Source organism: Streptomyces malaysiensis subsp. samsunensis (assembly GCF_024519315.1).
Classification (GTDB): domain Bacteria; phylum Actinomycetota; class Actinomycetes; order Streptomycetales; family Streptomycetaceae; genus Streptomyces; species Streptomyces malaysiensis.
This window is the reverse complement of the sequence record NZ_JANIIC010000005.1, coordinates 47,887-72,652: the sequence shown is the minus strand read 5'-3', so window position 1 is coordinate 72,652 and position 24,766 is coordinate 47,887. Positions and strand designations below refer to the sequence as shown.

At 72.5% G+C, this 24,766-nt stretch carries 19 protein-coding genes and 1 pseudogene; 10 read left to right on the top strand and 10 right to left on the bottom strand.

Annotated elements, in window-relative coordinates:
* Positions 1–113: 113 nt before the first annotated feature.
* Positions 114–869, bottom strand: coding sequence for a GntR family transcriptional regulator (locus NQU54_RS06105; protein WP_257630143.1), 756 nt, complete (start codon positions 867–869; stop codon positions 114–116).
* Between the two features lie 159 nt (positions 870–1,028).
* Positions 1,029–1,961, bottom strand: coding sequence for a LysR family transcriptional regulator (locus NQU54_RS06100; RefSeq protein WP_257630142.1), 933 nt, complete (start codon positions 1,959–1,961; stop codon positions 1,029–1,031).
* A gap of 96 nt (positions 1,962–2,057) precedes the next feature.
* Here NQU54_RS06100 and NQU54_RS06095 point away from each other — a divergent pair, with 96 nt between their 5' ends.
* From NQU54_RS06095 to NQU54_RS06075, 5 genes are all read left to right on the top strand, one after another.
* Positions 2,058–3,371: an aspartate aminotransferase family protein gene (locus NQU54_RS06095; RefSeq protein WP_257630141.1), complete on the top strand. Its 1,314-nt coding sequence runs from the start codon at positions 2,058–2,060 to the stop codon at positions 3,369–3,371.
* A 140-nt stretch (positions 3,372–3,511) separates the two neighbouring features.
* Positions 3,512–4,438 carry an ABC transporter ATP-binding protein gene (locus NQU54_RS06090; RefSeq protein ID WP_257630140.1) on the top strand — a complete coding sequence of 309 codons (927 nt, stop codon included), beginning with the start codon at positions 3,512–3,514 and terminating at the stop codon, positions 4,436–4,438.
* Positions 4,438–5,250 (top strand): ABC transporter permease, encoded by an 813-nt coding sequence (locus NQU54_RS06085; RefSeq protein ID WP_372505812.1) that lies wholly within the window; start codon positions 4,438–4,440, stop codon positions 5,248–5,250. Before NQU54_RS06090 ends, NQU54_RS06085 begins: the two co-directional genes overlap by 1 nt.
* A 17-nt stretch (positions 5,251–5,267) precedes the next feature.
* Positions 5,268–6,503: a sensor histidine kinase gene (locus NQU54_RS06080; protein WP_257630138.1), complete on the top strand. Its 1,236-nt coding sequence runs from the start codon at positions 5,268–5,270 to the stop codon at positions 6,501–6,503.
* The gene (locus tag NQU54_RS06075) at positions 6,500–7,105 is read left to right on the top strand and encodes a response regulator transcription factor (protein WP_257630137.1); all 606 of its coding nucleotides are present in this window, start codon (positions 6,500–6,502) and stop codon (positions 7,103–7,105) included. Before NQU54_RS06080 ends, NQU54_RS06075 begins: the two co-directional genes overlap by 4 nt.
* A 499-nt stretch (positions 7,106–7,604) precedes the next feature.
* Here NQU54_RS06075 and NQU54_RS06070 read toward each other — a convergent pair.
* Positions 7,605–8,177: pseudogene (locus tag NQU54_RS06070) on the bottom strand (glycoside hydrolase family protein); the annotation flags it as partial.
* A gap of 89 nt (positions 8,178–8,266) precedes the next feature.
* On the opposite strand from NQU54_RS06070, the gene NQU54_RS06065 reads away from it, so the two are divergent.
* Positions 8,267–8,845 (top strand): YceI family protein, encoded by a 579-nt coding sequence (locus NQU54_RS06065; RefSeq protein ID WP_257630136.1) that lies wholly within the window; start codon positions 8,267–8,269, stop codon positions 8,843–8,845.
* Between the two features lie 49 nt (positions 8,846–8,894).
* Here the strand turns inward: NQU54_RS06065 and NQU54_RS06060 are convergent, their stop codons facing one another.
* Together NQU54_RS06060 and NQU54_RS06055 are read right to left on the bottom strand one after the other, a co-directional pair.
* Positions 8,895–10,418, bottom strand: coding sequence for a sulfatase family protein (locus tag NQU54_RS06060; RefSeq protein ID WP_257630135.1), 1,524 nt, complete (start codon positions 10,416–10,418; stop codon positions 8,895–8,897).
* Between the two features lie 126 nt (positions 10,419–10,544).
* Complete coding sequence (locus NQU54_RS06055) at positions 10,545–11,543, bottom strand: LLM class flavin-dependent oxidoreductase (RefSeq protein WP_257630134.1); 999 nt, start codon at positions 11,541–11,543, stop codon at positions 10,545–10,547.
* A 210-nt stretch (positions 11,544–11,753) separates the two neighbouring features.
* Here NQU54_RS06055 and NQU54_RS06050 point away from each other — a divergent pair, with 210 nt between their 5' ends.
* Entirely contained in the window at positions 11,754–15,575 is a 3,822-nt protein-coding gene (locus NQU54_RS06050; protein WP_257630133.1) for a CHAT domain-containing protein, read from the top strand.
* Between the two features lie 87 nt (positions 15,576–15,662).
* Here NQU54_RS06050 and NQU54_RS06045 read toward each other — a convergent pair whose 3' ends face one another.
* Together NQU54_RS06045 and NQU54_RS06040 are read right to left on the bottom strand one after the other, a co-directional pair.
* Positions 15,663–16,319 carry a maleylpyruvate isomerase N-terminal domain-containing protein gene (locus NQU54_RS06045; RefSeq protein WP_257630132.1) on the bottom strand — a complete coding sequence of 219 codons (657 nt, stop codon included), beginning with the start codon at positions 16,317–16,319 and terminating at the stop codon, positions 15,663–15,665.
* 209 nt (positions 16,320–16,528) lie between these two features.
* Positions 16,529–16,993, bottom strand: coding sequence for an RrF2 family transcriptional regulator (locus NQU54_RS06040; protein WP_257630131.1), 465 nt, complete (start codon positions 16,991–16,993; stop codon positions 16,529–16,531).
* Positions 16,994–17,185: 192 nt separating this feature from the next.
* Here NQU54_RS06040 and NQU54_RS06035 point away from each other — a divergent pair, with 192 nt between their 5' ends.
* Positions 17,186–19,945: an FAD/NAD(P)-binding protein gene (locus NQU54_RS06035; RefSeq protein WP_257630130.1), complete on the top strand. Its 2,760-nt coding sequence runs from the start codon at positions 17,186–17,188 to the stop codon at positions 19,943–19,945.
* A gap of 383 nt (positions 19,946–20,328) precedes the next feature.
* Entirely contained in the window at positions 20,329–20,847 is a 519-nt protein-coding gene (locus NQU54_RS06030; protein ID WP_257630129.1) for a lytic polysaccharide monooxygenase auxiliary activity family 9 protein, read from the top strand.
* Between the two features lie 121 nt (positions 20,848–20,968).
* Here NQU54_RS06030 and NQU54_RS06025 read toward each other — a convergent pair whose 3' ends face one another.
* On the bottom strand, positions 20,969–22,195 hold the full coding sequence (locus NQU54_RS06025; protein ID WP_257630128.1) for a DUF418 domain-containing protein: 1,227 nt from the start codon (positions 22,193–22,195) through the stop codon (positions 20,969–20,971).
* A 167-nt stretch (positions 22,196–22,362) separates the two neighbouring features.
* Here NQU54_RS06025 and NQU54_RS06020 point away from each other — a divergent pair, with 167 nt between their 5' ends.
* Positions 22,363–23,160, top strand: coding sequence for a TetR/AcrR family transcriptional regulator (locus NQU54_RS06020; RefSeq protein WP_257630127.1), 798 nt, complete (start codon positions 22,363–22,365; stop codon positions 23,158–23,160).
* A gap of 18 nt (positions 23,161–23,178) precedes the next feature.
* Here NQU54_RS06020 and NQU54_RS06015 read toward each other — a convergent pair whose 3' ends face one another.
* Both NQU54_RS06015 and NQU54_RS06010 read right to left on the bottom strand, forming a co-directional pair.
* The gene (locus NQU54_RS06015) at positions 23,179–23,631 is read right to left on the bottom strand and encodes an ATP-binding protein (RefSeq protein ID WP_257630126.1); all 453 of its coding nucleotides are present in this window, start codon (positions 23,629–23,631) and stop codon (positions 23,179–23,181) included.
* An 88-nt stretch (positions 23,632–23,719) separates the two neighbouring features.
* Entirely contained in the window at positions 23,720–24,754 is a 1,035-nt protein-coding gene (locus tag NQU54_RS06010) for an ABC transporter substrate-binding protein (protein WP_257630125.1), read from the bottom strand.
* Between the last annotated feature and the right edge of the window lie 12 nt (positions 24,755–24,766).

The following is a 24,766-nucleotide window of genomic DNA, read 5'->3' as shown; positions in this document are numbered from 1 at the left end:
CGGAGGAATCCGGCTGACAACGAGAGCGTGAACCGGGCATCACATTTGGGCTAGACCCGTTATCTTTTTGTGATCTCACAAGAGGTGCTAAAGGTGGGCTAAAGGGTCATTTTTCAGCCGCGCAGATGTGTCGTGAAGGAGAACCGGTCACCCCGGTACAGCGTCCGCACCCGCTCCAGCGGACGGCCTTCGGTGTCCCGTGAGACCCGGTGGATGAGCAGCATCGGCAGGGCCGGCGGGGTGCCGATGAGCAGGGCCTCGCGCGGTGTGGCCAGGACGGTCTCGATCCGCTCGTCGGCGTCGCCGAAGCCGATGCCCCGCTCGGCGAGATGGGCGTAGAAGGAGGAGTCCGGATCGAAGGCGGTGTCCAGATCGGGCACGCGGGCCTCGGCGACGTATGTGCTCTCCAGCCCGACCCGCTCATCGTCCGCGAGCAGCACCCGCTCCAGATGCCAGACGGGCTCCCCGCGCGTCAGACCCGTCTCGGCGGCGAGCGCGTCGGGGCAGGGGAAGCGGTCGAGGGTGACGAGCGAACGCCCGGGGGTGCGCCCCTGGCGCCGTACGCCCTCGGTGTAGCTGGCCAGCGACAGCGGCTGCGCCAGCTTGGGCCCCGCGACCACCGTGCCCCGGCCCTGCCGGCGCAGCTTGCCCTCCAGCACCAGCTCGCGCAGCGCCTGGCGCACCGTCTCCCGGGCGACCTCGAACCGCTCGGAGAGATCGCGCTCGGTGGGAATGGGGGTGCCCTCGCCCAACTCGTCGACGAGCCGGGCGATATGCGCCTTGACGGCGTAGTACTTGGGCACACGGCCGTGCTCCGGGATGCCGGAGCGGACGGGGGCGCCGGGGGCCTGGTCGTTCGGGTAGTCCACGCAGAGATCGTCGCAGACGGAGGTGCGCGCCCCGGCGGCGGTCGCGAACAGTGCCGACCTCGGCGGCGGTCGCCGCCGTCGCGTGGACCGGCACGCCGTGGCGGGAGTGCTCGTTCCGGCGGTACGTCACCGACTGGGAGTTCCGCGAGTACGCCCGGCTCAGCCGAGGCGGCCGGGGCGCTGCTTCGGGGCGGCCAGGGCGGGGATCTCGGGGTGGTCGCGCAGGGCGGTGACGACCGCGTTCACCGCGGCGCGCTGTGTCGTGCCGCGGCGCACCGCGATGGTGACGTTGCGGTGCACCGGTGTGCTGAGCTCCCGGGTGGTGACGGCGTGGTCCGGTGTGATGGCGAGGGCGGGCAGCAGTGTGATCGAACGGCCCGACTCGACGTGTCGCAGCACCATCAGATAGTTGCTGAACCGGCATGCCACCCGGGGTTCGAACCCCGCCTCGCGGCACAGCCGTACGGTCAGATCCGCCATGTACGACTGCGGTCGGTCACACGCCCAGGTCTCCTCCGCGCAGGCCGCGAGGTTCACCGTCGTACGGCCGGTGAGCGGGTGGTCGCGCGGCAGCACCAGCACGATCGGGTCGGTGCCCAGGGGGATGATCTCGAGGTCCGCGCCCCATGACAGGCCGACGTAGTCGGTGGTGGTGACGATGACGTCGGCCTCTCCCGAGCGGAGGGCCGGGCCGCTCTCATGCGGCTCCAGCTCGATCAGTTCCAGGCGGAGCCGCGGATGGCTGGTGGCCAGCCGGGTCGCCGCCGGTACCGCCAGGGCGTAGATCGCGCTCTGGAACGCCCCGAGCCGGACGGTGCCGATGGGCTCGTCGTTCAGGGCGTGCAACTCGGCCTCGGCCTCGGCCATCTGGTCCAGGATCTCCCGGCCCCGGCGGGCCAGCAGCAGTCCTGCCGGGGTCAGCCGCACCTTCCGCCCGGTCCGCTCCAGCAGCTGGCACCGGGTCTCGGTCTCGAGGACCGCCAGCTGCTGGGACACCGTCGACGCGCTCAGATGCAGCGTCTCGGCGACCGCGCGCACGGTGCCCAGGGTTTCCAGCAGGCTGAGCAGCCGCAGCCGGCCCGAGTTGAGCATGCCCCGATTGTAGATCGAGCTGTACGGTTTCGCCGAACAGATCGGTCGGATCTGTGCGATGGACGCGCGCAGCGACGCATCCCTACCGTCGGTCATATGGATCCCGAGACTGCCGGTGGCGCCGCCGAGCGCCACCTCATCCGCTATTCCGGCAAAGCCGCGTTCACCTCCGAGGTCATCGCCCGCGCCGCGGGCACATCGGTGTTCACCGAGAGCGGTCGTGAGCTGCTCGACTTCACCTCCGGCCAGATGAGCGCGATCCTCGGCCACTCCCACCCGGCGATCGTGGCGACGGTGCGCGAGCAGGTGGCCCACCTCGACCATCTGCACAGCGGCATGCTCAGCCGCCCGGTCATCGACCTCACCCGCCGGCTCGCCGAGTCCCTGCCCGATCCCCTGGAGAAGGCGCTGCTCCTGACCACCGGGGCGGAGGCGAACGAGGCCGCGGTGCGGATGGCCAAACTCGTCACCGGCCGCCATGAGATCGTCTCGTTCGCCCGGTCCTGGCACGGGATGACCCAGGCCGCCGCGAACGCCACCTACAGCGCCGGGCGCAAGGGCTACGGACCCGCCGCGCCGGGCAACTTCGCGCTGCCCGTCCCGGACCGCTTCCACCCCGAGATCGTGGACGCCGACGGCTCGCTCGACTGGCGCCGCCAGCTCGACATGGGCTTCGACCTGATCGACGCCCAGTCGGTCGGCAGTCTCGCCGCCTGTCTGGTCGAGCCGATCCTCAGCTCCGGTGGCGTCATCGAACTCCCACCGGGCTATCTCGCCGCCCTGGCCCGGAAGTGCCGGGAGCGGGACATGCTGCTGATCCTCGACGAGGCCCAGACCGGGCTGTGCCGTACCGGCGACTGGTACGCCTTCGAGTACGAGGGCGTCGTCCCGGACATCCTCACGCTGTCCAAGACGCTCGGCGCGGGGTTGCCGCTGGCCGCCGTGCTGACCAGCGCGGAGATCGAGCAGCGGGCGCACGACCTGGGGTTCCTGTTCTTCACCACCCATGTCAGCGACCCGCTGCCGGCCGCCGTCGGCAACGCCGTCCTGGATGTCCTGGTCCGCGACCACCTCGACAAGCGTGCGCGCGACCTCGGCGCGGCACTGCGCGGTGGGCTCGATGAGCTCGCCACCCGCCACGAGGTCGTCGGGGACGTCCGCGGCCGTGGCCTGCTGCTGGGCGTGGAGCTGGCGGGCGATCAGGTGCTGGGCGAAGGTGGCGCCGACCGGCTCGGCGCGGCCGTCACCCGGCGCTGCTTCGACCTCGGGCTGCATATGAACATCGTCCAGTTGCCCGGTATGGGCGGCACCTTCCGGATCGCGCCCCCGCTGACCGCGAGCGATGACGAAATCGCCCGCGGTGTCGCCATCCTCGACCAGGCGCTCACCGACGCCGTCCGGGGGCTCTGAAGCCCGGGACCCCGGAGGGTCCGGGCCTCCGACGCCCGGGCCCTCCGAGGGCGTTCGGCGGTGTCCGCATGACAGATGTCATGCGGACTCATGACACACCGCACTCCAACCGGCCCCGCCGCGCGGGAAACCTGGAACCCATGGACACCGTTATCGAAACCGCCGATCTGCGTCGGCACTACAAGGGCTTCGAGGCCGTACGCGGTATCGACCTCACGGTCGCCCGCGGTGAGCTCTTCGCGCTCCTGGGGACCAACGGGGCGGGTAAGACCTCCACCCTGGAGGTCCTGGAGGGCCAGGCCACCCCGACCGCCGGGACCGTCCGGGTGCTCGGCCGCGACCCGTACCGCGAACGCGCCGCCGTCCGCCCCCGTATCGGGGTGATGCTCCAGGAGGGCGGCTTCCCGACGGAGCTGACGGTCACCGAGACCGCACGCATGTGGGCGGGGTGCACCAGCGGCGCCCGCCCCGTGGCCGAGTCCCTGGAGATGACCAGGCTGTCCAAGCGGGGGACGGTGCGGGTCAAGCAGCTCTCCGGTGGCGAACGCCGTCGCCTCGACCTCGCCCTGGCCCTGCTCGGGCGGCCCGAGGTGCTGTTCCTCGACGAGCCGACGACCGGCCTGGACGCGCAGTCCCGCCGCGACACCTGGGAGCTGATCCGCGAGCTGAAGGAGCAGGGCACGACGGTGGTGCTCACCACGCACTACCTGGAGGAGGCGGAGCAGCTGGCCGACCGGCTGGCGATCATGCACGAGGGGCGGATCGCCACCTCGGGGCGGGTGGCCGACGTGGTCGCCGAGCGGCCCTCGCGGATGACCTTCGAGCTGCCCGAGGACTACTTCCTGGGCGATCTGCCACCGCTGGCACCGCTGGGTGTGATCAAACAGGAGGCGGCCGGGCGGACGGTCCTGCTGGAGACCGGCGATTTGCAGCGTACGGCCACGGCGCTGCTGCTGTGGGCCCGGGACAAGGACGTGTCACTGCGCGGCCTCGACGCCCGGTCGGCCACGTTGGAGGAGGCGTTCATGGAGATAGCGAAGGGCCTGGAGCAGGAGGGGGCACGATGATGACATCAGCAGCCGGTACGGCACAGGCGCCGACGGCCACACGTGCGCGGCGCACCGCGGCCGACCGTATGTCCGCCCTCGGCCGAGCCGAGTTGACGCTGCTGGTGCGCAGCAAGGCGTCCCTGGTCACCGCGGTGATCCTGCCCAGCACGATGGCGTTCGCGATGCGTGGCATGGTCGAGGAGCTGGACCTGGGCGGCACCGGCCTTTCGGTGGCCACCGTCATGCTGCCCGCCGCGCTGGCCACGGCGCTGCTCTTCTCCGTCTACACCTATCTGGTCGGCGTGTACGTGCTGCGCCGCGAGAGCCTCGTGCTCAAGCGGCTGCGCAGCGGCGAGCTGCACGATTCGGAGATCCTCGTCGGCAGCGCGCTCCCGGCGTTCCTGCTGGCGGTCGTGCAGTCCCTGCTGCTGGCCGGTGGGATGACCGCGTTCCTCGACGCGGATGCCCCGGCCGCCCCGCATCTGGCGGTGCTCGGCCTGCTCATCGGGGTGGCGATGCTGGTCGCCGGGGCGGCGCTGACGGCCGCGTTCACCAGGACGGCGGAGAGCGCACAGCTGACGTTCCTGCCGTTCCTGCTGGTCACCCTGGGAGCCTCCGGGGTCTTCGCACCGCGTGAGGTGATGCCGGACACCATGGCCGACATAGCCTCCTGGCTGCCGTTCTCGCCGGTGATGGATCTGCTGCGGGGCGGCTGGACGGGTGAGCTGGCCGGTACGGATCAGATCCGGGCGACCCTCCTCGCGCTGGCGTGGACGGGCCTGGCAGTGTTCGCCGTGCGGCGGTGGTTCCGCTGGGGGCAGCGGGGTTGAGAACGATGGAGCCCGAGGTGACGTGGTCGGCGACCATGAGCGTGGAGACCTGGGTGGAGCGGCTCGGGGGCCCGGACGGCCCCGAGCGCTACCGCCGCTACACCCTCTTCACCATCACCTTCTTCGCCGTCGCCGAGGCCGCGCTATGGGTGTTCTGGGGCAAGACGTCGGACGCCGGCACGCCCGAGTCGGCCCTGGTGGTGGCGCTGGGCGCGGCACACGTCGGTGTCCAGGCGCTGCTCTCCCGGGCCGCCCTGCGCCACTACCTCGGGGCCGGACCGCGCCCGGTCCGGCTGGTCGCGCTGTACATCGTCGCCACCGTGGCCATGGCCGCCCTGGGCTGTGCGCTGCTGGCCACCGGCCGCATCGGGGACCCCGACCTGGCGTCGTACCTGATCTGGCTGCACATGTTCTACGCCGGTCCGCCGATGCTGGCGCTGCCGCGCGGCCCCGGGGCGGTGCTGGTGGGTGCGGTGCCGGTGGCGGCGCTCGGTGCGGCGGCGGCGAGCGGGCTGTCGGGCGAGCGGCTGGCGATCACGGTGGGCACCACCCTGCTCATGGTGCCGTTCATGGCCATGGCGATCCGGGTCTCCGGCTGGAGCGTGCGGCTGATCGAGGAGCTGGCAAGGGCCCGCGAGACACAGGCGCGGCTGGCCGTGGCGGAGGAGCGGCTGCGCTTCGGCCGCGATCTGCACGATGTGCTGGGCCGCAACCTCGCGGTGGTGGCGCTGAAGAGCGAGCTCGCGGTGCAACTCGCGCGGCGCGGCCGGGAGGAGGCGGTGGGCCAGATGGAGGAGGTGCAGCGCATCGCACAGGAGTCACAGCGGGAGATCCGCGCGGTGATACGCGGCTACCGCACCGCCGATCTGTACACCGAACTGGCCGGGGCCCGGTCCGTGCTCGAAGCGGCCGGGATCGACTGCCGGATCGAGAACGGCCCGGCGGCGCGGCTGCCCGCGCAGACGCAGGCGGCGCTCGGCTGGGTGGTCCGCGAGGGAACGACGAATGTGCTCCGCCATGCGCAGGGCGCCTCGCGCTGTGAGGTGACGGTGCGCGCGACCGTCTCGGACGCGGTGCTGCTGGTGATGGAGAACGACGGGGCGGGCACGGCCCCCGTACCGGGCACCGGAAGCGGGCTGCCGGGGCTGCGCGAGCGCCTGGCCGAAGTGGACGGCACGCTGGACGCCGAACCGGGCCCGGACGGGACCTTCCGGCTGACCGCGAGGATTCCCTGGAAGGCGGCCGACGAATGATCAGGGTTCTGCTGGCGGACGACGAACACCTCATCCGGGGCGCCCTCGCCTCACTGCTGGCGCTGGAGGACGACATCCTCGTGGTGGCGGAGGCCGGTACGGGCGACGAGGCGCTGGCCATGGCCCGGGCGCACCGCCCCGATGTGGCCGTCCTGGACCTCCAGATGCCCGGATATGACGGGGTGTCGGTGGCGGCCCGGCTGCGCGACACGGTGCCGGAGTGCACTTCGATGATCGTCACCAGCCATGCCGGGGCCGGGGCGCTGAAGCGGGCGCTGGGCGCGGGTGTGCGCGGCTTCGTGCCCAAGACGGTGTCCGCGCGGCGACTGGCGGAGATCATCCGTACGGTGCACACGGACGGCCGCTACGTCGACCACGAACTGGCGGCCGACGCGATCGCGGCGGGTGAGTCGCCCCTCACACCGCGCGAGGCGGAGATGCTGTCGCTGGCCGAGGGCGGAGTACCGGTGGCGGAGATCGCGTCCCGCGCCGCGCTGTCCCCCGGGACGGTGCGCAACTACCTGTCGGCCGCCGCCGCGAAACTCGGTGCGGAGAACCGCCATATGGCGGCTCGGGTCGCCCGCGAGCGCGGATGGCTCTAGGAGCGCTGTGTCCGGTGGCGTCGGCTCCCTGACGCCACGTCTGCCGCTCGCGTGGCGGCCTTCCACAGGGCCGCGCCCCTCGGCCCGCGGAGGCATTCAGCGGACCCATCAGCGTGTCGGGGCGTGGTGGCCGGGGCGTCGGGGTGGGATGGGCACGGCGCACAACGGCCAACGGTTCGGTGCCGGCCGAGGTGTTCCGGGCATCGAGTTCCGGCCCCGGCGGCGCCGCGACACCGATTCTCCCCGGCTCACCTCCGGAGACAGCGATGGGATCCCGACTGATCCGCCGTGCCGTCCTGGACATCGTGAAGTGACCGATCCGGGGCAAGTGACCGATCCGGTGGGAGCCCCACGATCCTCGCGCGTCGCCCTTGTACTGCCTTTGCCTCGAGTTCGCTGAGCATTGGCCTGAGCTTGTTTGCATACAGGAATGGACCACATCACCTTCCTGGTGGCGGTCGTCATCGTCACGGCCCTCGCTTTCGACTTCACCAACGGATTCCATGAGCCGGTACGGGCCCTCCACCCCGCCCTCGCTCACCAGCAGGAACGATCCGACCTCGCGGGAGTGGTCGCCCATGCACGCCACGATGTACCACCTGCCGCGGAAGTGGTGCAGCTCCGGGGCCCACACCTGGCCGCGCTTGCCGAACCGGTCGTCGTACCAGTACCGCTGCCACGGCGCGACGACCGTGCGCCCCGGCCGGTTCTCACCGGCGAACCCGGGCGACCACACCTTGCCCTTCTCGGCGCCGGGCCGGATACGCGTCGTGTCGGCCGGCCGCCATGGCCCCCGCAGGGACGGGGACACCCAGACGAAGATGCCGTCGTTCCACGGGGCGGCCGCGTCGAGCCCGGGTACACGGGTGGTGCCGGTGGCCACGTACACCGGACGGCCGTGCACCACGAAGCAGTCGACGTAGGTGTCCCGCATCCAGACCACGCCGCGCTCCCGGTCGCGGGGGCGCGGTTCGAGCGGGAGGATGAAGGAGTTGTCCTCGCGCGGCCACAGGTCCGGCCGGGTGTCCGCGATGCCGTAGGGCCGGGGTTCGGGCCAGTTCGGCGGGTGGCGACAAAAATACCGTGCCGCGCCGGTGTGCTGATGGGACGTACCGGAACGTATACCGCGAAAGTCCCTGGCCTTCGCGTACGGTGAGTGCCGTGAAACTGAGGGATATGAGCTATCGCCTTGGCCCGCCGAGCGGGCGACTGCTGATCAGGACCAGCCGTACCGGGCTCGGCCGGAGGGCGGGGCACGATCTGACGATCGAGGCCACCCGATGGTCCGGGGGCGCGACGGTGGTCGGCGGCGCCCCCGAGGAGTCGTCGGTGAGCGTGACGGTCGAGACGGACTCGCTGGAGGTCCGGGAGGGCAGCGGCGGGCTGAAGCCGCTCACCGATGGCGACCGGGCGGATATCAAACGGCTGCTGGAGGGCGAGGGGCTGCTGCACACCGCGGCGCACCCCGTGATCACCTTCCGCTCCACCCGCGTCATCGGGACGCCCCAGTCCTTCGAGATCACGGGTGACCTCACCATCAAGGGCCGTACCCATCCGGTGACGGTGCACGGGAGCGGCGACCCCGACGGGACGCTGCGCGGCTGGGCGTCGGTCACCCAATCCGCCTGGGGGATCAAGCCGTACACCGCGTTCCTGGGCGCGTTGAAGCTGGCCGACGAGGTCCGTGTGGAGTTCGAGGTGACCGCCCTCGAACCGGCGCCCGGCCCCGGACAGAGCTGACCGGCGTGGCGGACCGAAGCGATCCGCCACGCCGGGCCGCGGGCCGTGGCTATGAGGTGTGGGTCCGGGCCGCGGCTTGGCAGCTCTCCGCGCCCTTGCAGCGCTGGAGCTCGGTGAGGGTGCGGTGCAGGGCGTCCCGTTGCACGGGCGACAGGGCCGCCGCCCGGTTGGTGAGCTGCTCGGGGTCGGAGTCCAGTGCGTAGAACTCGCGCTGTCCGTCGACGTACTCGACGTAGAGCGAGTCCTCGGTGCGGATCGCCCCATAGGTCGGCGGGTCGCCGCTGTCCTCGGGCGCCGCGTCGGGATCGTCCTTCTTGACCGTGGAGTGATGGTGCTCGACCAGGACGGCCTCGCGCCACTCCTCCTCCGTCCGGCCGTGCATCAGATCGCTCAGGCTGCGTCCGTCCACGGTGGACGGCGGCGCCACGCCCGCGAGGTCCAGGAAGGTCGGGTTGAGATCGACGTTCTCCGCGAGCCGCGACACCTTCTCACCGGCCGGAACGTCGGGTCCGGTGACCATCATCGGCACCTTGACGTCGGTGTCGTAGGCGGTCTGCTTGCCGGGGCGGAGCCGGTGTTCGCCCATGTGGAAGCCGTTGTCCGACCCGAACATGAGGTAGGTGTCGTCCGCCAGGCCCTTCTCCTCCAGTGTCTTCTCCAGCTGGCCGATCATGGCGTCGACGGCCTGGACGGAGCGCACTCGCTTGGCGAACTTCCGGTCGATCCCCTGCTTCTCCTCCGCCGTCAGCGGCGACAGGGTGCTCTGCCACTTCGGCGCGTCACCGGTCGCCTTGTCGTAGGCGTCCGTCCGGGGAGCCTCGAGCCCGGGGAACTTGTCCTTGTCACGCGGCGCGGGGGTGTACGGGCCGTGCGGTGCGAACGTGGCCACCTCCAGCATGAACGGCTTCTTCTCCGCCGCCGAGGAGCCGATGAAGGAGGTCGCCTTCTTCGACAGCACATCCGTCAGATAGTCCTCGGGGGCCTTCCCGTAGGGCACGACCTTGCCGTTCTCGTTCAGGTCGTAGTCGTACTCGTTGTAACCGGCCCCGGCGACGTCCCATTCGTCCCGGCCGGAGGGGACATAGGGCTTGGAGGTGCCGTTCTTGTCCTCCGGCTGATACCCGTTGAGGTACTTGCCCATGAACCCGGTGCGGTAGCCGGCGCGTTGCAGCGCGGGCCCGAAGGTCTTCTCCTCGTTGCGGTTCTTCATGAACGCGCGGTAGCCGCCGTCATCGCCGCCGTTGGTGAAGACCCCGGTGTTGTGCGGGTACTGACCGGTGAGGAGCGATGTACGCGACGGGCAGCACAGCGAGTCGGTGGCGAAGAAGTTGGTGAAGGTCGTCCCCTTCTCCCGCATCCGCTGTACGTGCGGCATGTACTCCACGAGGTTCCACGCCAGGTCGTCGGTGAGGACGTACACGATGTTGGGCTTCTTGCCCGAACGCGAGGCGTCGGCGTCGGCGGAGCCACCTTCATCCGCCGTGTTCATCACTCTGGCGCATGAGGCCAGCAACGCGATCGCCAGGGCCGCACACAGGGCGGCGAGGACACGTGGACGGCGACTGCCGAACATGGCGCAACCTCCTACGAGTTGTGCGTCTTCGTCGCCGGGACCGTAGGAGAAGGCTTTGTGTGATTCTTGTGAGGCGGCCGCCCAGGGCCATGGGCGGCCCGGGGCGCCTGCCGTGGGTTCGCGGGCTCAGGGCCGCGGTGCCGCCGCCGAGGGCCTCGCGGCGTGTTCTTTGACGAGTTCGTACGAGCGCAGGCGGGCGGCCAGCTCGTAGACCGGTGTGACCAGCATCAGCTCGTCCGCGCCGGTCGCGTCCGCCACCTCCGCCAGGCGCCGTACGACGGTCTCGGGTGTGCCGTACGCCTGATGGGCCCCGAAAGCCGCCAGCCCCGCCCGCTCCTCCGCGGTGAACGGGTGCGCGGCCGCTTCGGAGGGCGAGGGGAACGGCACCTCGCTGTGCCCCTTGAGGAGCCCGGCCTTGACGACGTTCATCGGGCCCGCCAGCCGCCTGGCCTCCTCCTCCGTCTCGGCGCAGATGGCTTCCACGCACACCAGCACACGAGGGCTCCCGCACCACCGGGACGGTGAGAAGCACGCACGGTAGTGGCCGAGCGCGGCCTGGGTGTTGTCGGGGCGGATGTGGTGGGCGAAGGCGATCGGCAGGCCGAGCTCCGCGGCGAGCTGGGCGCCCGCGGTGCTGGAGGCCAGCAGCCACGGCTCCGGGAGCGGGCCGAGCGCGACCTCCTCGACCAGGAAGCGGAGCGTGGAGGCCACGTCGTCCCGGTACTCCTCGTCCGTCGTCGGCCCGGCGCCGCGCCGCAGCGCCCGGGCCGTGGACTCGTCGAAGGTGCCGGGGCCGCGGCCGATGCCCAGATCGATCCGGTCGGGGTGCAGCGCGGCGAGGGTGCCGAACTGCTCCGCCAGCATGATGGGGGCGTGGTTGGGGGCGAGTACGCCTCCGGAGCCCAGCCGGATGGCCGATGTCGACGCGGCCGCGTGGGCGGTCAGGACGACGGGCGGGAAGGCGCCGATGGCGGGGGAGTGGTGGTGCTCGGCGTACCAGAGTCGGAGATAGCCGAGGGCGTCGAGACGCTGGGCGAAGGCGGTGGTGTCACGGAGCGTGTCCACGGCCCGCGTACCAGTCTGGACCATGGCGACTTCCAGCGCGGAGAGCGGCACATCGATCATGCGGCGAGCATACGGAGTACCGGTCGCCGCGGGCAGCCGTTCCCCCGATGAGCCCGGGTCTTCGCGACCCCGGTGGCCGGGGAGGCGCGCCGGGCGGCCACCGGCGGTCCGCGTCGAGCCGCACACCGTGCCGTCCGGGTGGGGCTGCCCGCCGCCGCCCCGTGGCACGCTGGTCATCAGGGCATGTGTCCGGACACGGGGGAGCACGAAGTGGACGAGGAACCGCGCCGGGACGGCGGTGAGGACGGCGCGCGGGCGCTGCGGGTGTGGGCCGCAACCGCCGCCCGCCAGGCCGGCGGTGTATTACGCCGAGCGGCGGACGACCCGGTGCGGCCCGCAGCGCTGGCCCAGACGATCGAGCATCTCGCTGCCATCGAGCGGCTGTTGCCCGTGGACGATCCGCTCCGGGACGAGTTCGTGCCCCTGCTGGGCGTGATGATGTGCGTCCGGCTGGGCACCCGTGGGGCGGCCGATACGCCCGAGGACGCCCGGCTCGAACGGGAGCGCGCACTGCGCCATCTGCGCTGGGCCGACCGCACCAGGCCGCTCACCGACCCGTTCGCGGTGAAGGCCCGGAGCGCGCTGCTCCAACTGCTCGTCCCGGAGCACTGCGCACGGGCCACGCACGCGTGGAGCCGGGCCCGCCGCCAAAAGCCGCCGCTCCGGGCCACCGGCCCGCGGCCGCCGACCGCGTCCACGCCGACCGCGTCCACGCCGACCGCGTCCACGCCGACCGCGTCCACGCCGGCCGATCTGGCGGAGGCCAGGGAGGTTCTGGAGCGCCTCGTGGCCGGTCCCGAGGAAGCGGACCTGCGCGGGATCCTCGGGTTCCTCGGGCCGGAGATCGGGCTGACGCCGTCCCGCTCCTCCGGCTTCTCCGCCCCGTCCGCAGGGAGTTCCCCGGCCAGTTCCCCGGCCGCCGCGGAGCGGCCCGCCGAGGTGGCGACCGGGGAGCCCGCCGAGGACCCGCTGGCCGACGCCGTCCGCGGCGTGCTGGGCTGGGCCGCCGAGGACGTGGCGCGGTTCACGGAGCTCATGGTGTGGCTGTACAGGACCGCGGACCGGCTCACCATCTCCCCCGAGGAGGCCGAGGGGGAGGTGGCGGCCCTGGGCCTGGACCGGCCGGTGTTCGCACCGCTGCGCGAGCTGCTGACCGGGCTCAGGTCGGGCCAGGGCGACCGTCAGGTCCTGGCCGAGCGTGTCCGCCGCGGCGCGGAGGTCGCCCGGCGGGCGCTGCGGGAGCTGCCGGCCCACACACCCGAACGGGCCCGCATCGCCAGGCTGCACGCCGTCCTGCTGGTGTGGGCCAACCTCCTGGTGCCCGGCACGATGGACTTCGGCGAGCTGGACGAGGCCATGTCGGAGCCGGGGCCGGCCCCCGAGGACCGCCCCGGCGGCCCGGGGCGTCTCGGTTTCGAGCAGCAGCTCGGCACCCTCGTCGATGCCGTACGGGTATCCCAGACCGGTGATCTGACGCATCTGGAGACGAGCGCCGGCCGGATCCGGGCGATGGCCGACGCCCTGTCCGAGGGCCGCGAGGAGGCCACGCTCGCCCGTCGCGCCCTGTCCTTCGGCATGGCCGGGCGCCTCCACGAGGCGGTGACGCTCGGGGGCGGCCTCGACGCCGCCGACGCCGCCCTGACCGTGGCCAGAGAACTGCGCGCCGCCCACGACGACGAGGGCGCGGTGCCGTCCACGAGCAGGCTCACCGCGGTGGTGTTCGTCGCCCAGCACGAGCTGGCCCTGGCCCGCCGCAGCGGGGACCTCACCGGGCTGCCCCGTCTGATCGAGGAGCTGACCGGCCTGTACGACACCCTGCCGCCCGACCAGGAGAACCGCTTCGCCCTCGCCGCCACCCTGGCCGAGGTCCATCGGGAGCAGGCCGCCCGGGACCAGGACCCGGCCGGATTCCGCGCCGCGGCCCGGTATCTGAGGGAGGTGGTGGCGACCGACGTACGGGAGCTCGCGCCCATGCTCGCACCGTACTTCCCGGCGGTGCGCGTCTCCGCGCTGCTCCAGCTGACCATGATCGAACCCAGCCGGGACGCGGCCGACCGGGCCGTCGCGGAGGTCCACCGGACCCTCGAAGGACCGCAGCCCACCCCCCATGAGGAACTCCGGCTGCGCTACCAGCTCGGCCGGGCCCTGCTGCACACGGCCCGCCACCTCGACGACCCGGACCTGCTCGATCTGAGCATCACCGAGCTGTCCCGGGCCCGCGAGCTGATCGTCGGAGGGGACGGCCTGCCGCACACCGCCGACGCCCTGACCCAGCTGTCCGAGGCCCACTGGCTGCGCCGCCGGCGCGGCGGGCCGAGCGCCGGCGAGGACCGGGCGGCGGGCCTCGCCGCCAGAGGCGAGGCGCTGACCAGGATCTCCTCGGACGTCCTCCTCCAGCCCGGCTCCGAACACGGCCTGGCCGTGGCCCGCTTCGGTTCGGCACAGGCGCTGTGGCTGGCCTACTGGAGCACCGTGTGCGGCCGTCCGGCCGACGCCGTGCACGCGCTGGAGCTGGGCCGGGCCCTGGTGTTGCGGTCCGGCGCCGCGTCCCGTGGCATTCCCGAGATCCTCGAAGCCCGGGGCCATCCGGACCTGGCCCGGCAGTGGCGCGCCGAGGTCGCCGCGAACCCGCTCCGGCCCGGCAGCGAGTCCGACCTGGGCCGGGCCACCGGCCCGCAGATCCCGGGCAGCCTGCGCCGCAGGGCACTCGAAGCGCTGGGCGCGGGCAGCGGCGCGGACGCCCGGAAACTGCTCGGCCCCCCGGACCTGCCGGCGCTGCGGGCCGGGCTCACCGCCGCCGGTGCCGATGCGCTCGTCCACCTCGTCCCCGGGCAGAGCCCCGGCATGCCGGGCTTCGCCCTGATTCTGCGCCCCGGCACCGGCGACGCACCGCCCGCCGTTCTGAAGCTGCCGCTGCTGACCCCCGGCAGCCCGCCACTCGAGCGCTACCTCGACGCCACCGCCCGGCGTTCCCGGACGGACGCCGACGCCACCGACGAGGCGGGGCGGCAGGCGGAGCGGGACGGGGAGTGGGAAGCGGCGCTGCGCGAGCTGTGCGACTGGGCCTGGCCCGCCGCGATGGGTCCCGTCCTGGCGGCCGTGGGCCCGCTCCACCGGCCGTCGCGGATCGTGCTGGTGCCGTGCGGGCCACTCGGCGCGGTCGCCTGGCACGCGGCCCGCACCCCGTACGGGACCGACGGGCGCGAGTACCGTTACGCATGCGAGGACGCGGTGTTCAGCTACGCCCCCTCCGGCGCGGAGTTCCTGCGGGCCACTGCCCGGGACCGGCTGCCCACCACCGCCGGGCAGGTCCTGGTCGCCGACCCCGAACTCAGCCTGGTCTGGGCGGAGATCGAGGCGGAGGCGGTGCGCGTGGCCTGCTACCCCGACGGCCTCCGCTACGGAGAGTTCCCCACGGCCGATGTCAGCGACGCGCCGGGCACACCGGAGGACATCCTCGCCGTGCTGCCCGGCGGCGGCTCCCCGGTCGCCGTCCTGCACATCTCCTGCCACGCCCTGGCCGGTCCGGACCCCACGCGCTCCGCCCTCTGGCTCGCCGCCCCGCCCGCGGGGCCCGAGGACTCGGGGCGGCTCAGCGTGGCCCATATCCTGGATGGCGCGGTCGGCGCCGTGGGCGCCGCCGCCGGACAACCGGTCGGCGCGGGCCCGCTGGTGGTGCTCAGCGCCTGCGAGACGGACCTCAGCACCCGCGACCACGACGAGGCCCTGACCCTGTCCACCGCCCTGGTCGCCCGTGGCGCGGCCGATGTCATCGGCTCGCGCTGGGCGGTCCTCGACGCCTCGACGGCCCTGATGATGGCCGTCTTCCACGATTTCGTCAGCACACATGGCCTCGCCCCGGCGGACGCCCTGCGCGCGGCCCAGCTCTGGATGCTCGACCCGCGGCGCGAGCCCCCGCCCACCCTCCGCGGCCACCTCCGCGGCGAAGCCGCCCGTACCGACCTCGACCGCGTGCACCTCTGGGCCGCCTTCACCCACCAGGGCAACCCGTCGGCCCGGGGCACGGGGTGACGCCGGAGGCCGGGCCCGTACCGGTGCGGCGATCGGCGGGCCGAACAGCCCCGGCGGCCCAGGGGGTGGTGCCGATCCGGCGGGGGGCTAGCCGATGACGAACGGGAGCTTCGCGGCCAGATCGCCCAGTTCGGCCCTCTCCGCGTCGGTCGGGGCCCGCCGCCCGGTGCCGACCAGCAGCGCGTCCTTGTCGGACCACGACGCGGGGAACGCCGCCCCGGCGATCTCCTCCAGCATCCGGCGCGATCCGGCGAGGCTCTCGGCGGGAGGGTCCGCCGCGCCCGGGAGGTGGGCGATCAGATCGAGGTGGTGCAGGGTCCACTCCAGGACGTATGCGGAGAGGTAGTCGCCCGCGGTGAGCACCACATCGCGGGTGCCGACCCGGAGGGCCGGGTCGGCGAGGCCGGCCGCGCGCCCGGCGGCGGAGCCGACGTCGTCGAGGTGGAACTTCAGCAGCCACGGCTCCTCGTACGCGGCGGCCAGCCGGACGATCAGCGCGTCGAGCGGATCGTCGCCGGCCGGCGGCGTGTCGGCCACCTCCCAGTAGGTCACCGCGTCGCGCGTCGGTTCGGCGTCGGTGGGTGTCACGAGGGTGATCAGGACGTCCTGGGCGTCGATGACCAGGTGGCACACCAGGTCCCGGACGAGCCAGCCGGTGCAGCCCGACGGCCGAGCGAAGTCCTCGTCCGCGAGCTCGGCGACCGCGGTGCGCAATGCCGTCCATGAGTGTGAGAAGAGGTCCACGGCCGCAAGTCAATCAGATCGGCGGACGTCGGCCGCGGTTCGGTGGCGGCCCCGAAGGTGTGCGGAGGCTGTGCCGAGGCGCGGTCGGCCACGATGGCGCCCCAGACGATCGGCGGCACCACGAAGGCCGAACTCGGGCCCGGGAACGGGGAATTGGGGACTCGGTCCCGCCAGGGGCGGCGGCGTCACGACACGCCGATGCCATCAGGTCAGGTGTCGTAGTGGCGGACGTCGTCGAGGTACTCGCGCGCACGCTCCCGCACCAGCGGGGGCAGCTCACCGGCGGCCAGATCCGCGAAGGTGGTCTTCTCCAGCACCTGCCGCAGACTCGCCCGCACCGCGCGCCACACATCCGGCAGCACCGCCGCCGCGCCCGGGTACTCCAGCCCGCTGAGGCCCACGTCCCGCACATTGGCCAGCGGGCCGTCCATGGCGCGGATCGCGTCGGCGAGGGTGATCTCCTTCGCCGGGCGCGCCAGCAGATATCCGCCTTCCGGGCCCCGCACACTGCGCACCAGATGGGCCAGACGCAGCTCCCGCAGGATGCCGAAGAGGAAACGCAGTGGAATGTCCTGCCGGGTCGCCACCTGCTCGGCGGTCAGGGGAGAGCCCTCCGCGGCCGCCAGTTCGGCCATCGCCCGGACGGCATAGTCCGACTTGGCTGTGATCCGCACCCGCGCAAGTTATCACGCACGTCCGTTTCATGGGGCCGCATACAACCGGCTTGGGGCCAGGCCCCGCTTTTCCTTCTCCCATGAGTTCACAAAGTTCATTGAATTGGTGAACTTAGATGGCTACGGTACCGCTGCGTGAGCGGGGCATCGGTCTCGCTCGCCCACCGGTTCAGGGGAAGCAGGAGGTATCACATGGCATCGCCAGAGCCGTGTACGACGTCAGGGCCGTGTAAGAAGACCGTCGCCATCGTGGGGGCGGGTGCCGCCGGGGCGCTGGTGGCGATCCAGCTCTGCGAGACCGCGGCACGCCGCCGTATCCCGTTCGACCTCCTTCTGATCGACCCGGCCCCCGAGGCCGGCCGCGGCACCGCCTACTCCACCCTCGACCCGCGCCACCGCCTCAATGTGCCGGCGGGCAAGATGAGCTGCTACCCCGACGATCCGGGACACTTCGTGCGGTGGCTGTGCCACCACGGTGAACCGGGCGTGCGCGGCGGCGACTTCGCGGAGCGCTACCGCTACGGCGCCTATCTCGCCGACACCCTCGGCCGGGCGATCATGGCGGCGCAGGGCGTCGTCGGCGTCCGCCGGCTGCGCACCCGGGCCACCGGCTGCCACTGGACCACCCAGCCCGGAGGGGACCCGTCCGCCCGGCTGGAGCTCGCCGACGGCGGCACCGTCGAAGCGCACCACGTGGTGCTCGCGACCGGTCCGTCCCGCGCCACCGCCGAATGGGCACCGGCGGACCTGCGCGGCAGCGACCGCTTCATCGCCGACCCCTGGGCGCCGGGCGCCCTGGACGCCGCGCTCGGGCAGGGCCACAAGGAGGATGTACTCCTCGTCGGCACGGGGCTGACCTCGGTGGACATCGCCATGACACTCGACCGCCCCGGCCGCACGGTGCACACCGTCTCCCGTGGCGGAAGGCTGCCGCAGCCGCATGCGGTGGACCCGCTGCCCGCCGCCGCGTGTACGACACCACTGCCCGGTCTGTCCCTGGCCGCGCTGCGCGCCGAGGTACGGCAGCACATCGGCCGGGTGATGCGCACCCACGGCGACTGGCGGCCCGCGGTGGACGGGCTGCGCCCGGTCACGGCCGAGATCTGGGCGTCGATGTCCACCGCGGAGCGGGCCGAGTTCATGGCCCGGGACGGCTCCCTGTGGAACACCCACCGCCACCGCATGCCCCCGGCCACCGCCGAGTCGGTGGGCCGTATGCGCCGCACCCGGCGGATGCGCACGTACCAGGGGCGGCTCGCCTCCGCCTCGGCCCGGCCCGACGGCTCCCTGACGGTCTCCCTCGCCACTGCCGATGGCCCGCGCACCCTGCCCGTGGGCTGGGTGGTGGACTGTACGGGGCCGGGCCTGCGGCTGTCCGGGACGGCCGACCCGCTGTGGCGGAGTCTGCTCGACCAGGGCGCCGCGGTGCCCGGCCCGCTGAGCATGGGCGTGGCCACCGACCACGGGCGGCTGCGGGGCGCCGACGGCGGCGCCACCCGCCCCCTGTGGACCCTCGGCGCGCCCCGCCGTGGCGAGTTGTGGGAGACCACCGCCATCCCGGAGATCCGCGAACAGGCCGCCGCCATCGCCGAGGCCGTCCTCGACCCGTGGACGGCCCCCGCCCTCCCCGCCGACGGCGGCCGCGCCCCGCGCCGGGCGCGTCGGCCCATGGACACCTCGGGCTTCCCCCTCAGCACCCACGCGGCCGCCGCCACCGCCTACCGCCTCGGTGTGGACCGGCTGCTGAAGGTCCGGGCCGGGGCTCCGCAGGCGCTCCGCCGCTCCGTGGCGCTCGACCCCGGATTCGCCCTCGGCCACGCCGCGCTCGCGCTCATCGGCCATGAGTGCGGCGCCGATGTGGATGTCTCGCGCGCCCTGGCCGACGCCCGGCGCGCGGTGCGCGAGCGGGCCGATGACTACGAGCGCTCCTTCGTGGACGTCGTCTCCCGCCGTGTTCTGCGCTCGCCCGCGGACGGCGACGCCGCCCTCCTGCGCCATCTGGAGGAGTACCCGGGCGATGCGCTGGCGCTCGCCGTCGCGGTGCCCACCATCGCCTTCTCCGGTCTGCGCGATCTGGACGGCACCACCGCGCTCCGCGTGGTCGAGCGGACCGCCCAGGCCCATGGAGGGGGCTGGTTCCACACCTCCCTGCTGGCCTTCATGCGCCAGGAGCAGGGGCGTTACGACGAGGCCGGAACCCTGGCCGAGCGGGCCCTGGCCGCCGAACCCGCCTCCGGCCACGCGATGCACGCCCTGGCCCATGTGCACTACGAGCGCGGCGACCACGAGGCGGGCCGTGAGCGGCTCGAACGATGGCTGGCCCACCAGGGCCGGGGCGGCACCCACCGCGCCCACTTCTCCTGGCACGCCGCGCTGCACGAACTCGCCCTGGAGGATACGGCGGCGGTCCGCCGCCGGTGGGCGGAACAGCTGTCCCCGGGGAAGGTCCACGGGGTCCGCGCCCTGGTCGACTCCGGCTCCCTGCTGTGGCGGGCCCGGCTGGTGGGTGCGTGGCAGGGCCCGTTCCCGATCGGCGACGTGCTGGACTCGGCGCCCGCGGCCGTCCTGGAGCGCCCGGCCACCGCGTTCGTCGCGCTGCACGCCGCCATCGCCCTCACCGCCGCGGGCGACCTGGCGGGGCTGCGGCGGCTGCGGGTCCACGCCCTGCGCGCCGATGAGGTGCAGCGGAGCGTCATCGCCCCGCTGTGCACGGCCTTCGAGGACATCCTCGAAGAGCGCTGGGCCGAGGCGGCGCGCGGATTGGAGCGCCTGCTGCCACGGCTCCCCGGTGTGGGCGGCAGCGCCGCGCAGCGCGAGATCGTCGAGGAGACCCTGCTGTTCGCGCTGGTGTCGGCGGGCCACCGCGACGCGGCCCGGGACCGTCTGGAGGAGCGGCTGGACCGCCGTTCCTCTCCCCACGACCGGCGACGGCTGACGGCTCTCTCCTCCTGACGGCTCTCTCCTCCTGACGGCCCTCTCGTCCTGACGGCTCTGTCGTCCTGAGCCCCTCTCGTCCCGACCACCCTCATCGTCCCGACCGTCTTCCCGCTCTGCCCCCGGGCGCCAAGCCCCGGGGCCTGTCGGGGAGTTGGGAGTCGGTGAGGTGGTTAGGACGGTGACATCGATGGGGATGACAGTGGACCAGACCACTTCCGTCCCATGTCTTGACCGTGAACGGACAGCCGGTATGGTCTAGACCTAGTGCGGCGCGGATTCGCGGCCGCCTGAACGGCCATGAAACGTTCCGACACAGCCACCCCCCACATCCCCCCACATCCCCACCTTCGGCAAGGGCTTCGCGCCTGGCGTGGGGCCCTCGCCGCGAAGGAGTTGGCATGAACATGAAACGCAAGCTGTCCGTGGTCATCGGCGCGGGGATAGCTCCCATGATCGCGCTGAGCCTCCCCACGGCCGAGGCGAGCGCGCACGGCTACATCTCGACCCCGCCGAGCCGCCAGGCCCAGTGTGCGGCCGGGACCGTGCCCTGCGGCGACATCAAGTACGAGCCGCAGAGCGTCGAAGGCCCCAAGGGGCTGACGAGTTGCAGCGCTGGTAACTCGCGGTTCGCCGAGCTCGACGACGACAGCAAGGGCTGGGCGGTCACGCCCGTCCCGTCCAAGGCCGACTTCACCTGGAAGCTGACCGCGCGTCACTCGACCAACACCTGGCAGTACTTCGTCGGCGGCCAGAAGGTCACAGAGATCGACGACGGGGGAGCGCAGCCGGGTGAGACCGTCACCCATCAGGTCGACTTCGGTGACCTGAAGGGCCAGCAGAAGGTGCTCGCCGTCTGGAACATCGCGGACACCTCCAACGCCTTCTACGCCTGCATCGATGTGAACATCGGCGGCTGAACGCCGACGGCCGAATGCGGGCGGTTGAACGCAGGCGGTTGAATGTGAGCGGTTGAACGTCGGGCCGGTCGTCACCGAGACGACCGGCCTTCGCCGTTGCCGCCGTAGCGCCGGGAGCCGGCTACCGGGGGCCGTACGTAAGCCTCCGCAGCAGCTTCTCGGCGGGCCCCGGAAGCGAACGGCGCTGGAGGGCATACGCCCCGGCCACCGTGGCGAGCCAGATCAGGATGGCGCTCAGACACGCGGTGAGCGTCGGACTGCCGGTCCGCTCGCCCAGCGCGAGGGCGAACGGGGAGAGCAGCAGCACCCACGCCAAGGACTGGCACAGATAGCCGCTCAGCGACCGCCGGCCCAGGGCCGCCAGCGCCGCCACGGGGAGTTTCGGCCGCGAGCCGGAGCGGCCCTTGGACAGGCGCAGGGCGAGGAGTCCGAAGAGTGCCACATATCCCGGGCCGCCGAACTGCCCGCTCACCTCGTACAGCATCAGGAACGCGTCCGCGGTGGCGCCGTCGACATGCACGAACCCCGCGCTGACCAGGCCGATCGGCGCCCCGCCCGCGAAGGCGATGCCGAGCCCGATCACCGCGGTGCGGATCAGCAGCCGCCGGTGGCGGGCCGGGTCCTCCAGCACGCCCCGGCGCGCGGCCCACGCGCCCAGCCAGACGATCACGATGAACGGCACCACGGTCAGCGTGTGGATCGGCCACTCGCCGAGCCGGTCGGCCACGGACGCGGCGTAGTCGGGTGCCGAGAGCGAATCCACATCGCCCGTCGGCACACCGGCGGACCCCGACCCGCTGTTCGCGGCGCGGTAGCCGGCCATGGCCGCCACGACGGCGACGTACACCGTCATACCGCCCCACAGCCACAGCACGACGCGCTGCACCCGCTCGCCGCGGCGCAGGAGCAGCAGGGTGAAGAGGATGCCGACGATGCCGTAAGCCCCCAGGAAATCACCGAAGTTGAGCAGCGCGGCGTGGACGAGGCCGAAGGCGACGAGCCATGCGTTGCGCTTCAGCAGCACCGAGCGCGCCGCGCCGGGGCCGGTGCCCGCCGCGTCCTGTCTGCGGGTGAGCTGCACCAGCCCGTAGCCGAACATCACGGCGAACATCGGATAGGCGCGGGCGTGCACGAAGACGAACATGACGAGGTTGAACGGGCGTTCCCAGCCGTGCGGGGACCCCTCGGCGCCCGGCTGGTTGCCGAAGGCGAACACCGCGGCATTCGCGAGCGCGATGAACAGCAGCATGGTGCCCCGGGCCAGATCGGGGGCCAGGGCCCGTTCGGTCCGGCGGACTGGGCCCCGCGCGGGGCCCGGGGCATGGGACTGCGTCGATATGGCGGTCACCGGGATCTCTCTCCGTCCTGTCGTATTGAGGGCCCTTCGGGCAAGGGGACGTGAGCGAGCCCTCGGCGCCCGGCTTAGTATAAGCAATAATCTATATGAGCGATACTAAGTAGCCGTGCGCCATGATGTACCTGGTGAGAAACCGAGGTACGAGAAGGAGAAGCGCCATGTCGGCCGACCAGGAGGAGGCGCCCGCCGAGCTGGCCCGCCTGTGGCGGCTGCCGGTCCCGGCCTCGGGCCTCGGCCGGCCCGCCGCGCTCGACACCGAGCGCGTGGTGCGTACGGGGGTGGAGCTGGCGGACCGCGACGGGCTGCCGGGCGCGACGCTGCCGAAGATCGCGAAAGAGCTGGGCGTCTCCCCGATGTCCCTCTACCGCCACGTCGGATCCAAGGACGAGCTCCTCGTCCTCATGCGGGACCTGGCGCTCGGCTCTCCGCCCGATGTCGAGACCGCCCCGGACCGGTGGCGTGCGGGGCTACGGCAGTGGGCCGTCGCCCAGCGCCTGGTCAACCACCACCGCCCCTGGCTCCCCCGCCTCCCCATCGCGGGGCCGCCGACGGGACCTCATGAGATCGCCTGGATGGAGGCGGGCCTGAGCGCGCTGAGCGGCACGGAGCTCGACTGGGCCGCGAAGGTCGGGAGTCTGAGCCTGCTCAGCGGCTATGTGCGCCACGCCTCCCTGCTCGCCCAGGAACACGCGCAGGGCAGAAGCGGAACGGGCCTGAGCCAGGAGGAGACCGAGCGGGTCTACGGCCGGACCCTGGCGCGGCTCATCACCCCGGACCGCTTCCCGCAGATGGCGCTGCTCCTCTCCGCCGGCCTGTTCGAGGCGGCGCCGGACGGCGCGTACGACGACCCGGCCACCGACCACGACTTCGTCTTCGGCCTCGAACGCGTCCTCGACGGGATCGCCGTGGCCGTCGACGACGCGCGGACGGCTACGGGGCGGGGCCCGACGCCGTAACGCGGGGTCGCCGACGGATCAACTCGGCGCGGGGGCGGTGGCCCGCCCCCGCCGGGCGACGATCGCGTTCACGGTCTTGCCGCCGCCCGGCTCCTCGGTGACGGCCGTGGCCATGGCCATACCGCAGATCATCGGCCAGCCGAATCCGCCGCCCGCTCCCCGGACATCCGGAGTGCGCCGGTGCGGCGGTACGCGGCTGGCATCGCCGACGGCGATGGCGATGGCCTCCGGGTCGGCCGACACGCGCAGCGAGCAGTACCGGCCGCCCGAGTGCCGTACGGCATTGGTGACCAGCTCCGAGACGATCAGCATCACCGCCTCGACGGCGCTCCGATCGGGCTCCGGACGCAGGCCCTCCAGGAAGGTGCTGGTGAGTTGGCGTGCGTACGAGGCCGCTTCGGGGCGGCAGTCCAAGGTGGCCCGCAGCGCGGACGGCGAGGCGGCCGTCCGCCGGGCCGTGGCGGTGTGCATGATGCTCACCTCGTTTCATCGGGTGTGTTCGCGCGGCCTGATTGTTTCCACGCGCTTACCCGATGGGGCGCTCCCGAAAAGGGGTCCCTCAGGAGTCCTTTCCGTAGCTGCGCGGTGCGGAGGTGGACGGGGGCAGATCGCCGTTGAAGCGGGTGTCCACATAGTCGGCGAACCGGAAGCGGCGCGGGGTGAGCTTCAGCTTCGCGAAGGTGTCCGCGATCTCCTGCTCCGAGGCGACGGCGGGCTTGTCGACCGCGACGTACACCCGGGTGCCGTTGGTGCGCTTCACGGAGTCCAGCGCCACCTGGTACGGCAGCCCGGTCTCCTTGCCCCACACCTTGGCCCATGCCTCGGGGTGCTGGTAGACCCAGTCCTGGGCCCGGCGCAGCCGCCCGAGATAGTCCTCGATGACCTTCGCCTTCTTCTTGTCGTCGAGGGAGGAGGGGTTGGCGACCTGGAAGTTGAGGCCGTTGACCACGCCCTGACCCGTGGTGAGCACCCGCGCGTCCGACTGGCGCAGCGCCTGGGAGGTGTACGGGTCCCAGACGGCCCAGGCGTCCACCTTGCCGCGGGTGAAGGCGGCCAGGGCGTCGGCGGGCTGAAGGAAGTTGACCTTGACGTCCTTGATCGAGAGCCCGGCCTTGGCGAGCGAGGCGACCAGTTGGTAGTGGGCCGAGCTGCCCTGCGCTACCGCCACCGACCTGCCCTTGAGGTCGGCGGTCCGCTTCAGCGACGACCTCTTCTTGACCAGGATCGTCTCGCCGTCGGCCGTGCCGTGCTTGGCGGCCACGACCTTGATGTGGGACTTGGCTGCCGCGGCGAAGACCGGCGGGGTGTTGCCGACCCCGCCGATGTCCACGGCCTTGGCGCTCACAGCCTCCAGGATCGGCGGGCCGGAGGTGAACGTGGACCACTTGATCTTGTACGGGAGGTTCTTGAGCTGCCCGGCGGCGCGCAGCACCGCCTCGTCGTTCCCCTTCTGGTCACCGACGTTGAGGGTCACATCGCCCTTGCCGTCGGTATTGCCGGAGGAGCCGGAGTCGTTGTGCGAGTTCGAGCTGACGCAGGCGGACAGCAGCAGGGCGAGCGGGAGGGACAGGGCGGGGACGATTCGCCGTCTCATGTCAGCAGGGTC